General features: G+C 66.4%; 8 protein-coding genes. 2 read left to right on the top strand and 6 right to left on the bottom strand.

Annotated features, from left to right (window positions below; genetic code table 11):
- Nucleotides 1–5: 5 nt before the first annotated feature.
- The 4 genes from ltaE to lptF form a co-directional block, all read right to left on the bottom strand.
- Nucleotides 6–1,022, bottom strand: a complete 1,017-nt coding sequence (gene ltaE, locus BMY90_RS05115) for a low-specificity L-threonine aldolase (RefSeq protein WP_092702179.1) — start codon at nt 1,020–1,022, stop codon at nt 6–8.
- 103 nt (nt 1,023–1,125) lie between these two features.
- On the bottom strand, nt 1,126–1,557 hold the full coding sequence (locus tag BMY90_RS05110; RefSeq protein ID WP_245734915.1) for a putative toxin-antitoxin system toxin component, PIN family: 432 nt from the start codon (nt 1,555–1,557) through the stop codon (nt 1,126–1,128).
- 13 nt (nt 1,558–1,570) lie between these two features.
- Nucleotides 1,571–2,671: an LPS export ABC transporter permease LptG gene (lptG, locus tag BMY90_RS05105; RefSeq protein ID WP_092702175.1), complete on the bottom strand. Its 1,101-nt coding sequence runs from the start codon at nt 2,669–2,671 to the stop codon at nt 1,571–1,573.
- On the bottom strand, nt 2,671–3,774 hold the full coding sequence (gene lptF / locus BMY90_RS05100; RefSeq protein WP_092702173.1) for an LPS export ABC transporter permease LptF: 1,104 nt from the start codon (nt 3,772–3,774) through the stop codon (nt 2,671–2,673). Before lptF ends, lptG begins: the two co-directional genes overlap by 1 nt.
- A gap of 94 nt (nt 3,775–3,868) precedes the next feature.
- On the opposite strand from lptF, the gene BMY90_RS05095 reads away from it, so the two are divergent.
- Together BMY90_RS05095 and BMY90_RS05090 are read left to right on the top strand one after the other, a co-directional pair.
- Nucleotides 3,869–5,356: a leucyl aminopeptidase gene (locus BMY90_RS05095; RefSeq protein WP_092702171.1), complete on the top strand. Its 1,488-nt coding sequence runs from the start codon at nt 3,869–3,871 to the stop codon at nt 5,354–5,356.
- Nucleotides 5,357–5,453: 97 nt separating this feature from the next.
- Nucleotides 5,454–5,873 carry a DNA polymerase III subunit chi gene (locus BMY90_RS05090; RefSeq protein WP_008215205.1) on the top strand — a complete coding sequence of 140 codons (420 nt, stop codon included), beginning with the start codon at nt 5,454–5,456 and terminating at the stop codon, nt 5,871–5,873.
- Nucleotides 5,874–6,029: 156 nt separating this feature from the next.
- Here the strand turns inward: BMY90_RS05090 and BMY90_RS05085 are convergent, their stop codons facing one another.
- Together BMY90_RS05085 and BMY90_RS05080 are read right to left on the bottom strand one after the other, a co-directional pair.
- Nucleotides 6,030–9,515, bottom strand: coding sequence for a hybrid sensor histidine kinase/response regulator (locus tag BMY90_RS05085; protein WP_245734913.1), 3,486 nt, complete (start codon nt 9,513–9,515; stop codon nt 6,030–6,032).
- A 354-nt stretch (nt 9,516–9,869) separates the two neighbouring features.
- Nucleotides 9,870–13,475, bottom strand: coding sequence for a hybrid sensor histidine kinase/response regulator (locus tag BMY90_RS05080; protein WP_245734911.1), 3,606 nt, complete (start codon nt 13,473–13,475; stop codon nt 9,870–9,872).
- Nucleotides 13,476–13,530: the final 55 nt, after the last annotated feature.

The following is a 13,530-nucleotide window of genomic DNA, read 5'->3' as shown; positions in this document are numbered from 1 at the left end:
CTCTCTCAACGTGCGAAAAACCGTGCGAACGCCTCGAGCGTGCGTTGCACGCCGTCGTCGTCGATATCCAGGTGCGTCACCAGGCGCAAGGTCGGAAGGTAACCGATGCTGATGCGGATGCGCGCCGCCTGCAAATGGACGTCCAGATCACGCAGGCGATCTGCCGGCACATCGACGAAAGCCATGTTGGTGTGATGACCCAGCAGGTGCACGCCCGGGATCTCCCGCAAGCCATCAGCCAGTCGTGCGGCGCGCGCATGGTCCTCGGCCAGACGTTCGACGTGATGATCCAGCGCATGCAAACCCGCCGCCGCGAGAATACCCGCCTGGCGCCAACCGCCACCGGTCACCTTGCGCCAGCGCCGGGCCTTGTCGATCAGCGCCGCGGAACCCACCAGCACCGAACCCACCGGTGCGCCCAGCCCCTTGGACAGGCAGATCGATACGCTGTCGAAAAGCTGCGCGATCTCGCGTGCCGGCACGCCATCGGCCACTGCCGCGTTGAACAGGCGCGCGCCATCCAGATGCAGGGCCAGGCCGCGCTCGCGGGCGAACTCATGCGCGGCCCGCAGGTAATCCCGCGACAACACGCGACCGTGCCAGGTGTTTTCCAGCGCCAGCAATTTCGTGCGTGCAAAATGCGGATCGACCGGCTTGATCGCCGCCGCGATCTTCTCCAGCGGCAGCGTGCCATCCACGTCATGCGGAATCGGCTGCGGCTGGATCGAACCCAGCACCGCCGCACCGCCGCCTTCGAACTTGTAGGTATGCGCGTCGGCGCCGACCAGGTACTCGTCGCCGCGCTCGCAATGCGACATCAGCGCCAACAGGTTGGATTGCGTGCCGCTGGGCACGAACAACCCCGCCTCGAAACCGAGATCACTGGCCAGTCGCTGCTGCAAGGCGTTGACGGTGGGGTCTTCACCGTAGACGTCGTCGCCCACTTCGGCCTCGACCATCACCGCGCGCATCGTGGGCGTGGGCCGGGTCACCGTGTCGCTGCGCAGATCCACCCATTCCACGGCACACCTCGTCTATTCCGGAAAACGGTCAGATTGGAAGATGTGCACCGCCACGGCAAGTGCGGGATGGCGATGAATCAGCCCGACCGATGCTACCGATCCATCAGGCCGACTCGATTTCGCGCCATGTCCACGGCGGCAGGATCGCGAACAGTCCGTCGCGCTGCGTGCGTCGGGCCAGCCGCAGCAAGGCGTCGTCACGACTGAGCAAGGCCTGCGCACCGGCCATCGCGGCCAGCTCCAGGAATTTCTGGTCATCCGGATCGGCACAGCGCGGCAAGCGCGCATCCACCGGCATCGATGGCAGGCAGCGGACGCAGGCGTCGAACGCGGCAGCAGCCTGCGCGCGTCGTTTCGGCGCAAGTGCCAGCCGCGGATACGCCAGCACGGCCAGCCATTCGGCGCGGCAATCGTCGCGCGTCACCGCCTCGACACGGCCTTCGCGCAAGGCCGCCCGCAGGTCCGCGCAACGCGGATCGTCGAACACGAACAGGTCGAGGCAGACATTGGTGTCCAGCACAAGACGCGGTCGCACCGGCGGTTGCCGCTCAGACACGCTTGCGGAAATACAGCCATGCCAGCCCCGCCAGCAGGATCGCGGGCAAGACGTTGGCCACCCCCGGCGGCACGCCGTAGACGGTGCCGAAACTGACCATCGCCTTCTGCAGGAAATACCAGCCGATTGCCAGCAGCATGCCGATGAAGATGCGTTTGCCCAGACCACCCGAACGCAGCGTGCCAAACGCGAACGGCATCGCGCACAACACCAGCACCAGCACGTTGAATGGATACAGTGCGCGCGCCCAGAATGCGATGGCGTAAGGGCCGGGATTCTCGCCGTTGCTTTCCAGGTAACGCATGCTGCGATGCAGATCGCGCATCGGCAGGTACTGCGGCTGGATCAGCGACTGTTCGAGGATGCGCGGGTTGAGATGCGACGCCCACAGCACGCGCGCGGACTGGCTGCTGTGCGTGCCCTTGTCGTCCAGGGTGGTGGTGCGAACGTTGTTCAGTACCCACTGACCGCCCACGTGCTCGGCGGTCTTGGCCCAGTCGAAGCGACTGAGCTGGCCATCCGGAGTCAGCGTGAACACGCGCACGTCGGCCAGTTGCACTTTGCTGTGGCCGTCCTCGTGCCTGAGCATGCTGGCGCGGGCATTGATGATGCGATCGCCGTCGCGCGCCCACAGCCCGCTGCCGTTGGTCAGGCCGAGGTTGCCGGACTTCATGCGCAACTGCATGGCCTGGGCTTGCTGGTCGCCCCACGGCCCCACCGTCTCGCCCATCACCACCACGGCCACCAGCAGCACGACCACCACGCCGGCGGCCGAGGCGGCGATGCGCATACGCGACATGCCCGCTGCACGCAATGCGGTCAGTTCGCCACTGGAAGCCAGCGCGCCGAGACCGAGCAGACCACCGATCAACGCCGCAAACGGAAACATCTCGTACAAGCGCCGCGGCACGGTGACCAGGATGTACACCGCCGCATTGTTGATCGTGTAGCCGTTCTTGCCCACGTTGCCGAGCTGGCGCAGGAACTCGAACACTGCGTCAAAACCGGTCAGTACCAGCCATACCATCAGCATCGAGCCGAGCACGCTCAGGCTGACCAGCCAGTCGACGCGCTTGATACGCAGGGCCTCCATCAGGCAGTCCCCCCGCGCGGCTTGCGCGCGGCGTACTGCCGCTGGAACAACCACACCGCCAACGCGAACACCAACGCACTTACCGCCCACAGCGAGCCGGCATGGTGCCAATGGCCCTTGGATATCTGGCCGCGGCACAGCGCCAGCACCAGGTAATAGGCGTAGAAGCCGAGTACTGCCAGCAGCAATCGACCGAAGCGCGGTTCGCGCGGACTCTGGCGCGACATCGGCAGCGCCAGCATCACCAGCACCAGTGCCATCGCCGGAGCGATGGTGCGCCAGGCGAACTCGGCGCGCGCGTCGGCGTTGTCGACATGCGCCAGGGTGAAGGTATCCAGGGTGTGCGCCGGATCGTCATCGTCGTCCGATTGCACGTTTGTCAGCGAGGTGTCGTTGCGCTGGTACTGCATGCGCCGCCAGTTGTCGCCGCCCAGCGGGATCTCGTACTGCCAGCCATCGTCCAGCGACAGATAACGGTCTTCGCCGTTGCTGCCCTGGTACAGGTGGCCCTTGGTCCCGGTGATCAGCTTGACCTGCTGGACGCCATCCTTGCCGGTGCGTTCGGTGGCGATGAAGGTGCGCCCGAGCTGACTGCCGTCGCGGCTCAAGGTATCGACCAGGATGATGCCGCCCTTGCCGGGCAGCTCGGTGAAGCGGCCGGCGTCGAGGCCGGCCGCGATCACCGAACGGTTCGCCGCCGCCACCACCTGGCTGGACTTGGCGGCAGCCCACGGCCCCAGCCATAGCGAGACCACCCCCACCACCAGCGCGAGGATCAGCGCCAGCAGCGCCACCGGTCGCAGCAACCCGCGCGGGCCCATGCCGGACGAAGCCAGCACGTGCATCTCGCTCTCGCGGTACATCCGACCCAGCGCCAGCAGAATGCCGATGAAGCCGGCCAGCAGCAGCAGCGTGGACAGGCTGTCGAGCATGTTCAGCCCCAGCACCTGGAACATCACGCTGGCCGGGAAGCTGCCGTTGGCGACCTGCTTGAGCACCTGCGCGAAGGTGGTGCCGGACATGATCGCCAGCAGCACGATGGCGGTCGCGGCCACGGTCTGGCCCAGCTCACGCAGGAAGTAGCGGTCGAGGATGCTCAGCATGCGATAGAATCAATGGCTTCACGCCGCGCCACGCGGCCGGCAAACCCCAAGTCTAGCCGGTTCCACCCCGCCGGCGCTCTGCAGGACATTTCCGATGACGCTTCAGTTCAGCCTTGTCTCCGCCGCCCCCGAAACCGTCGACAGCCCCTGCGTGGTGGTCGGTGTGTACGAGAACGGCCTGCTCACCAGCGCCGCCGCGCGCATCGATGGTGCCGCCGGCGGCGTGATCAAGCGGCAGGTGGAAAGCGGCGACATCAACGGCAAGGCCGGCAGCGTCACCGTGCTGTTCGCGCCCGAGGGCATCAGCGCCAAGCGCGTGCTGGTGGTGGGCCTGGGCGCGCAGAAAAGCTTCGACGCCGCCCGCTTCCAGAAGGTGAACATCGAAGCCGCCCGCGCCCTGGGCAAGTTGCCGCTGGACAATGCCGCATCCTGGCTCACCGAGCTGGACGTGCCCGGCCACGATACCGCCTGGCGCGTGCGCACCGCTGCGCTGGCCGCCGACTACGCCGCCTACCGCTACACCGCCACCGTCAAGCCACGCGATCAAGGCAAGCCGGCGCTGACCATGCTCGCCTTCGCCGCTGCCGATGACGCCCACGCCGGTCTCGACCAGGCCCGTGGCATCGCCGAAGGCGTGCGCTTCGCCCGCGAGCTGGCCAACCTGCCGCCGAATATCTGCACTCCCGCCTATATCGCCGAACAGGCGCAGGCCTTCGCCGATGCGCATGACAAGGTCAGCTGCCGCGTGCTCGATCACGTGGAAATGGAAAAGCTCGGCTTCGGCTCGCTGCTTGCGGTGGGTCGCGGCTCGGCCAACAAGCCGAAACTGATCGCGCTGGAATATCGCGGTGGCGCCGAGGGTGACAAGCCCTACGCCTTCGTCGGCAAGGGCATCACTTTCGACACCGGCGGTATCAGCCTGAAGCCCGGCCCCGGCATGGACGAAATGAAGTTCGACATGGGTGGCGCCGCCGGCGTGCTGGGTGGCTTCGTCTCTGCGGTGAAGATGGGCCTGCCGCTCAACCTGGTGTGCGTGGTGCCCTCGGCCGAGAACATGCCCGACGGCGACAGCTATCGCCCCGGCGACGTGTTGACCAGCCTGTCCGGCCAGACCATCGAAGTGCTCAACACCGATGCCGAAGGGCGCCTGATCCTGTGTGATGCGCTGACCTGGACCGCGCAGACCTTCCAGCCGGTCTCGATCATCGACGCCGCCACGTTGACCGGCGCCTGCGTGATCGCGCTGGGCAAGCATGCCAGCGGCCTGATGAGCAAGCACGACGACCTCGCCGCCGAACTGCTCGCCGCCGGCGAAACCACGCTGGACCGCGCCTGGCGCCTGCCGTTGTGGGACGACTACCAGGTGCAGCTGGAATCCGGCTTCGCCGACATGGCCAACATCGGCGGCAAGAGCGCCGGTGCGATCACCGCCGGCTGCTTCCTGTCGCGCTTTACCGACGGCCAGCGCTGGGCCCATCTGGACATCGCCGGCACCGCCTGGGACGAAGGCCGCAAGGGCGGCTCCACCGGCCGCCCGGTGGCGCTGCTGGCGCAGTGGCTGATCGATCGGAGCGAGAAGTGAGTGAAGAGAAGTTGAGGAGTGAGAGATGCGCGTTTGAGGCATCATCACGCTCACCGTTTTCTCTCACTTCTCTCTCCTCTCCACTCACTCCTGCCCTATGCGCGCCGACTTTTACCTGATCGACAAGCCGCGCTTTCGCGAGCAGCCGCTGTTGCTGGTTTGCGAACTGGCGAAGAAAGCCTGCGCGGCGGCGCAGCCCACGCTGATCCTGTGCCGCGACTTCGCCCAGGCCGAGGCACTGGATGATCTGCTGTGGGCGTTCGACGACGATGCCTTCATCCCGCACCAGCTCGCCGGCGACGACGACGATGCCGATACCGCGGTGCTGGTCGCGCCGCCCGGCATCGACACGCCGCCGCGACCGCTGATGATCAACCTGCGTGACGATTGCCCCGATGCCGTCGGCGAACGCGTGCTGGAAGTGGTGGCGGCCGATCCCTCCGCCCGCGAAGGCTCGCGCACCCGTTGGCGCGAATACCTGCGTCGCGGATTCCAGGTGAACAAGTTCGACATGTGAGGGGCGGCGGCCCCTGCAGCCAGCCACCCCGCTTTTCACAGGAGCGCACCCTGTGCGCGAATGCCCTCGGTTCTGATCAAGCGCAGAGCATTCGCGCACAGGGTGCGCTCCTACCCGGTTACGGCGAGAACACACGTGGTGTTTTTGGCGATCGTCTTACACCGAATCGGTTTCGACGGCGCCCGCAACAGGCACCATCGCCAGCACCTCGGCCAGTTGCGCACCGGTCAGCGGTTTGCGCAGAAAATCGTCCATGCCGGCAGCGCGGCTGCGCGCCTCTTCGTCGCCGCCGGATCGCGCGGTGATCGCGACGATCCACACGCGGGCGTGCTCGCCCTGGCGGATCAGCCGGGCCAGCTGCAGGCCGTCGACACCGGGCAAGTCCAGGTCCAGCAGGATCGCATCGCACGGCCCCTGCTCCAGTTCGGCCAGCGCCTGCAAGCCGTTGCCGGCGTAGCGCACGCGATGCCCCTGGTGTTCCAGCAGGCCGCGTACCACCGCGGCCACGATGGCATCGTCCTCCACCAGCAGCACGTCGAGCACGCGCCCATTCCCGCTGGGTTTCGCCTTGGCCGTGCGCTTCGTCATGCTCGGCGCCAGCTTCAGCGGCAAACGCACGCTGAAGGTGCTGCCCTGCCCGGAGGCCGAGTGCAGGCTGATCGTGCCCTCCATCAACGCGACCAGTTCGCGACAGATCGCCAGGCCCAGCCCGCTGCCGGAGCGCCGCTGCGGGCCATCGTCCTGTTCGAACCGCTCGAACAGGCGCGCCTGGTTTTCCTTGGGAATGCCCGGGCCGGTGTCGATGACCGTGCACACCAGCGCATCGCCGCGCCAGCGCATCGCCAGCGTCACGCTGCCGCGCTCGGTGAATTTCAGTGCGTTGTTGACCAGGTTGAACAACACCTGCTTGATGCGCATCGCATCGCCAACCAGGCGCAAGGGCAGGTCATCATCCAGTTCCGTCTTCATGACCAGGCCCTTGGCCTGGGCCTGCCCGCACTCCAGTCGCGCCACATCCTCCGCCAGCAGGCGCGGACTGAACGGCGCCAGCTCCAGCTCCAGCTTGCCGGCCTCGATGCGGGCCAGATCCAGCGCATCGTTCACCAGCTTCAGCAACAACCCGCCGGAACGCTGCATGGCCTCGGTGTAGTCGCGCTGCTGCTCGGTCTGCGATGTACTCAGCAGCAATTCGGCCATGCCCATCACGCCGGTCATCGGCGTACGGATCTCGTGGCTCAGCGTGGCCAGGAACTGGCTCTTCGCCGCGCTGGCCTGCTCGGCCAGGTTGCGCCGCTGCTCGGCCATCAACATCTGGTGTCGATGTGCCAGCCGGCGGCGCCAGGCCAGCAAGATCAGCCATATCAGCAAGCCCAGCAGCGCGACGTACACCAGCCATGCCCACCAACGCAGCCAGGGTGGCGACTGCACCCGGATCTGCAATGGCGTGGCCAGCCGGCCCCACACGCCATTGGCGCCGGCCGCCATGACCTGAAGCTGGTAATCGCCATTGGCCAGTCCGGCAAAGTCGCGCTCGCCGCGGCTGCTGGTATCGACCCAGTCGGCATCGAAGCCGCTCAAGCGGAACCGGTAGTCGTTGGCCGCCGGATTCATGTACGAGGCCACCCGCGCGCTGACGTGCAGATCGCGATCGCGCCAACCCAGATGGATCGTCGTGCCGTCGATGGGCAAGGACTGGACCTGGCCATCGCGACGCACCTCGATGCGGGCCAGCCTGACCAGGGGCACTCCCGCTTTCGCCTCGCTCTTTCGACGCAGCGCGCGAAAACCGATCACCCCGCTTTTGGATACCGCGTAGATGCTGCCATCGGCGGTAGTGGCCGTGATCTCGTTGAGGAACTGCGCATCCGTCAGGCCATCCTTCGGGCCGTAGCGATACGTGGCACGCGTCACGGGATCGAAACGTCGAAGCCCGTTCATGTCGAGCAGCCAGACCTGGTCCAGCGCGTCGACCTTGATGCCCATCAGGTTCTGTGCCGACCAGCCCGGCAGGTCGTCGACGCGATCATCCAGCACCGCGTGCAAGTCATGCCCGGGGCTGCCGGCGAGGTGGTAGTGCTGCAATCCCTGGTCCAGCGCCAGCCAGAAGCCGTGCGAATCGAAATCGATCGAGTAGATGGGCACCCGCGGCACACCCGACACGAACCGCATGCGCTGGGCGCCGTCGTCCAGCCGCAACAAGCCTTTTTTCGAGGCATACCAGAGCGTGTCGGCATGCGCCAGCAACTGATTGGGCAGCGGCACCGTGCCCCCCGAGCCGGCCAGCGGCAACGGCTTCAACGCGAGACTGTCCGGGTCGATCGCGAACAGGCCCTTGTGCCAACAGGCCAGGAAAACCCGCCCATCGGCAAACGTCGCCAGCCTGACCGGGCGGGTGACACCCGCCTTGCCGAGATCCAGCGGCGTCAGCTTGCCCCGGTCGAACAGGGACACGCTGCCTTCGGCATTGATCCATACGCGCCCGCGCACGTCCTCGACGATGTCGATGACCGCGCCACGCAGCCCGGTGACCACATGCTGCGCATGGCCGGTAACCGGGTCGAGCCGATCAACCCAGCCGGTACCGCCCACCCAGAGCGAACCATGGTCGCCCAGAGCAATCGTCTGCGCCGACGTGCCGGCCAGGCTGTCCGCCTGGTCGGGGATGTGCGTGAAGCGGGTGAAGTGGTCCCAGCCCGGTGGCAGGTAGGCGACGCCGCCGTCTTCGCCGGCCAGCCACAAGCCACCTTCGCGATCGCGGCACAGCTGCCAGATCCAGCTGCCCGGCAAGCCACCTTGCAATAACGGCTCGCCACCGATCAGTTGCCACTGGCCCGGGGCCTTCTCGAAAAACATCCCTTTCTCGGTCGCGACCCACAGGCGCCCGGCATCGTCATGCACGCTGCTCATCACGCGCTGGCCGGCCAGGCCGTCGATCTTCAGCGGATGCGCCACGCCATCGGCGCCGACTTTCAGCAGCCCGCCGGTCACCGCTATCCGCACGTCGTCGCCGCTGCCGTCGATGCGCCAGATCTTCAGCTTTGCCGTGAATGCCGGATCCACCGGCACGCGCTGCAGCCGGCCATCGAGCTGGCGCAGGTAGATGCCCGTGGAGGTGCCCAGCCACATCCGGCCATCGGCTTCGACATGCAAGGCACGAACCGCGCCGAGGTCGCGCAAGCCCGGAGCGTTGCCGTAGACATGGGTAAAACCCTTCCGATCAGCATTCATGCGATCGAGACCAGCGTCCGTGGCCACCCACAGACGGCCATCGGGTGTGGTGGCGGTGGCCCACACTTCGTCGTTCGACAGGCTGGCCGGATCCTTGTCGCTGTGCTGCCAGTTGCGAAAGTCACCGGTGGTGGGATCGTACCGGCTCAGGCCCTTGTCGATGCCACCGATCCAGAGCATGTCGTGGCTATCCACCGACAAGCTGTAAATGTTGCCGCCGACGAGCGAATCGGGATTGCCGGCCTCGTGCAGGAAGGTCTTGAAGCTGACGCCGTCGTAGCGCACCAGGCCACCGGACATGCCGAACCACATGTTGCCCCGCCGGTCCTGGGTGACGGCGTAAACCACGCCACCGGGCAAGCCGTCGCTCACGCTGTAGGAACGAAATTGCGGCGTCAGCGTGGGCGCAGTCACCGCGATCCCGGGCACAGCCGCGCGCGCACCTTCCGCCACCGGCCTGGCCGATGCCGCGAATGCCGATAACGCCAGCACGAAGCCGAATAACCAGGACGCCCGCACGCGATTCCCCTGCAGCTGCCTTGCATCATGCCCAAGCCCCGCCGTCACGACGAATCGATCGAGGTTCGGGAGCGCTGGCCGAGAAAGATCCGTCATTGTAGTCAATATCGAAATCGCCATCCCGATGCCTTTCGGCCCAATGAATGCGAGACCCGCCCCGACACGACCCGGTCGACTCGCGCAGACCGGTTGTCAAACCGCCACAAATGGCATTTCCCGGCATCCTCGCCAGCCTCTCGGCCTCTTGCCTCAATTCGTCGACGCGGTCGACGGCGAGGCCCATTCCGCCAGCACTTCAGCCAATTGCGCACCGGTCAGCGGCTTGCGCAGGAAATCGTCCATGCCGGCGGCACGACTGCGGGCCTCGTCGTCACCACCGGTGCGGGCGGTGACGGCAATGATCGGCACATGCTCGCCGGGCGCTTCGTTCTGGCGAATCAGACGCGCTACCTGGAAGCCGTCGAGTCCGGGCAGGTCAAGATCCATCAACACCAGGTCGCAAGGTTCCTGTGCCAGTTCGGCCATCGCCTCCAGTCCGTTCACCGCATGGCGAACGCCGTGTCCCAGGCGTTCGAGCAAGCCACGGACGACTGCCGCCACGATGGCGTCGTCTTCCACCAGCAGGATCCGGTGCGTCGTGCCATCGCCCCGGCGCGGCATCGGCAATGTCCGCGGTGCCGGCGTGCTGACCTCGTGCAGTGGCAGGTGCAGCCGGAAGATACTGCCCTCGCCCATCCGCGATTCCAGCCCGATGCGCCCATCCAGCAGCAAGGCCAGTTCGCGACAGATCGACAGGCCAAGGCCGGTGCCCACGCGGCGTTGCGGACTCTCGCCCTGCTCGAACGGTTCGAACAGATGCGCCTGCACGTCCTCGGGAATGCCCGGGCCAGTGTCGCAAACGCTGAACACCAGTTCCTCGCCGTAGCAACCCACGCCAAGCACCACGCGACCGTGTTCGGTGAACTTCAATGCGTTGTTGGCAAGGTTCAGCAGGATCTGGCGGATGCGGAACACGTCGCCCATCGCACGCGGCGGCAGGTCGGTCTCGATTTCCACGTCGAACTCCAGCCCCTTGGCACGCGCGTGGCCGGTTTGCAGGCGGCCGATCTCCTGCACCAGGGCGCAGGGATCGAATGGCGCCGGCTCCAGTTGCAATCGGCCTGATTCGATGCGAGCCAGGTCCAACGCATCGTTGAGCAATTTCAGCAGCAGCTCGCCGGAGCGCTGCATGGTTTCGGCGTAACTGTGCTGGACGGCATTGAGCGGCGTGGCGAGCAGCAGTTCGGCCATGCCCATCACGCCGGTCATCGGTGTGCGGATCTCGTGGCTCAGCGTGGCCAGGAACTGGCTCTTTGCCGCACTGGCCTGCTCGGCCAGGCTGCGCCGCTGCTCGGCCAGCATGATCTGTTGCCGGCTTGCCATGCGTCGCCGCCATGCCAGCAGGATGGCCCATGCCAGCAACACGATCAGCACGGCGTAAACCAGCCACGCCCACCAGCGCAGCCACGGCGGCGACTGCACATGGATGCGCAACGGCGCGGCCAGCGAGGTCCAGTGGCCGTTGACGAAGGCATGCACTTCCAGCGTGTAATCGCCTGCGCTCAGGCCGATGAACGTGCGTTCGCCGCGATTGCCGGTATCGACCCAGCCATTGTCGAAACCGACCAGCTTGAAGCAGTAGAGCGTCGACGGCGGATCGAGGTAACTGAATGCCCGCGTCTGCACCATCAAGCGGTGTTCGCCCCAACCCATGTGCAACACGCCATTGCGGACTGGCACCGCAGTCCAGTTCTTGCCGGCGTTGATGCTGACCTGGGTGATGGCCAGATGCGGCTTGCCGGGATGGTCCTGCACCCGATCGGGATCGAATGCGACCACCCCGCCAAGCGTGGGTGCGTAGATGTAGCCACTCGGCATCAGCGCATAGCCACGCGTGAACTCGCCGTTGGTCAGTCCATCCTGCAGCCCGAGCGCACGGAATTTCCCGCTGGCCGGATCGAAGCACCACAGGCCGTCGTGGCCGAATATCCAGACCCGGCCATGCGCATCCACGCGCAGATCCACCACGCTGATCGGCGGCCAGCCTTGCGCGCTGTCGACGGTGCGATCCAGCGCGATGCCGTCGCCCTGGTAGTGGTAATGGGTCAGGCCGTTGTCGTTGGCCATCCACAGGCCATGCGCATCGAACGAGAAGGCATCCACCGATTGCCCCACCGGCCCACCGGGTACCATCTCGAAACGGCTGTTGGTGGCGTTCAGGCGCATCATGCCGCCATCGCTGGCGTACCAGAAAACGCCGCCATGCTCGGTCATCTGGCTGCCCCACAGCACCTTGTCGCTGGGCTGGTCCATCGGCATCCGCGTGACCTTCAGGCTGTCCGGGTCGATCCGGAACACGCCATGGCCGAATGTACGCGCATACATCTGGCCATCGGGACCGGGCTCCACTTCAAGCGGGCGCTTGGCACCGGCCGATCCGATATCCACCTTGGTGCAGCGCCAGGACGAAATCGCGCACACGTAGAGCCCGCCCTGCACCGCCACCCACAGCCGGTGCCGATTGTCCTGGGTCATCCCGACCACGTCGCCGACAAGCCCGGAGATCACCTGCTCGACATGGCCGGTGGCCGGATCGAGCCGATCCACCCGCCCCCGCCGCTCGCCCACCCAGACGTGTCGGCCGTCACGACCACGCGCCATCGTGGTGGCCATCGCGTCGCGCAGGCTGGACGGATCGTCCGGCACATGGGTGAAACGGCTGAAGCTGTTCCAGCCGGGCGCCAGATAGGCCACGCCGCCGTCGAACAAGGCCATCCAAACGCCGCCCTCGCGGTCGGTCATGATCTGCCACACCCAGGTGCCGGGCAGGTTGCCGTACAGCACCGGATGATTGCTAACCGGCGTAACCGGTCCGCCCGCCGTCGTCTGCACGAACAGGCCCTTCTGCGTGCCCACCCACAAGCGACCGGCCGCATCGCGGACGCTCGACATCACGTTGGTGGCCGGAATCGTCGGCGCACCGAAAGGATGCGCATAGCCGTCCTTGCCCACGATCATCAAGCCATCGACGGCCGCGATGCGCACCTCGTCGCCGGTGCCCTCGATGCGCCAGGGCACGACGCGCCGCTTGCTGCCCGCCTCCAGCACTTCGTGCATGCTGCCGTCGGCTTCGCGCACGAAGGTGCCGTGGTCGCTGCCGATCCACAGCCGCCCCTTCGCATCCACGTAGAGCGCGCCCACCGGGCCAAAGTCGCCCGGCTTGTCGCCCAGCAACGGATTGACGATATGCTCGAAATCCTTGCCATCCGGACTCATGCGATCGAGGCCGGCGCTGGTGCCCACCCACAGGCTGCCATCGGCGGTCTGCGCGATCGACCAGACGCGGTCGCTGACCAGACTGTGCGGATCGGCCGGGTCATGGCCCCAGTGCAGGAACGTGCCGGTGGCGGCGACATAACGGTTCAGGCCCGCGTTCAGGCCCCCGGCCCAGAGACGCCCCTGGTGGTCGACCAGCAACGCATCGATGCCATTGTCGAAAAGCGATCCCGGATCGTTCTTGGCATGCCGGAAAACCTGGAACTGCACGCCATCGAAGCGAGCGATGCCCCCCTTGGTACCGAACCAGATCGCGCCGTCCGGCGATTGCGCCACGGCATAGACATGCGTGCTGGGCAGGCCATCGCTGGTGCCATAGCGGCGAAACTGCGGGGTTGGCAGCGGCGTATTCGTTGCCGATACGGAGGCCACCGGCGCCGTACCGACCATCGGCGCATGGGGCGTTGGCGCACGCACGGAAGCACCAGGCATCGTGGTGCCCAGCAGCATCGCCATTCCCAGCAAAAGCGTCCCCGCCATGAGCCTCCCCCATGCCTCCCTGGACGACGGACGACCGTGTCGCGGTCCGTCACAA

The sequence above is a fragment of the Rhodanobacter glycinis genome (assembly GCF_900114325.1).
GTDB lineage: Bacteria > Pseudomonadota > Gammaproteobacteria > Xanthomonadales > Rhodanobacteraceae > Rhodanobacter_A > Rhodanobacter_A glycinis.
This window is presented reverse-complemented; position numbering and strand designations above follow the sequence as displayed.

Bases quoted from the DNA above. Each gene is read 5' to 3' on its own strand.
- BMY90_RS05080 (WP_245734911.1), bottom strand. From the start codon at position 13,475: ATGGCGGGGACGCTTTTGCTGGGAATGGCGATGCTGCTGGGCACCACG.
- lptF (WP_092702173.1), bottom strand. From the start codon at position 3,774: ATGCTGAGCATCCTCGACCGCTACTTCCTGCGTGAGCTGGGCCAGACC.
- BMY90_RS05090 (WP_008215205.1), top strand. From the start codon at position 5,454: ATGCGCGCCGACTTTTACCTGATCGACAAGCCGCGCTTTCGCGAGCAG.
- lptG (WP_092702175.1), bottom strand. From the start codon at position 2,671: ATGGAGGCCCTGCGTATCAAGCGCGTCGACTGGCTGGTCAGCCTGAGC.
- BMY90_RS05095 (WP_092702171.1), top strand. From the start codon at position 3,869: ATGACGCTTCAGTTCAGCCTTGTCTCCGCCGCCCCCGAAACCGTCGAC.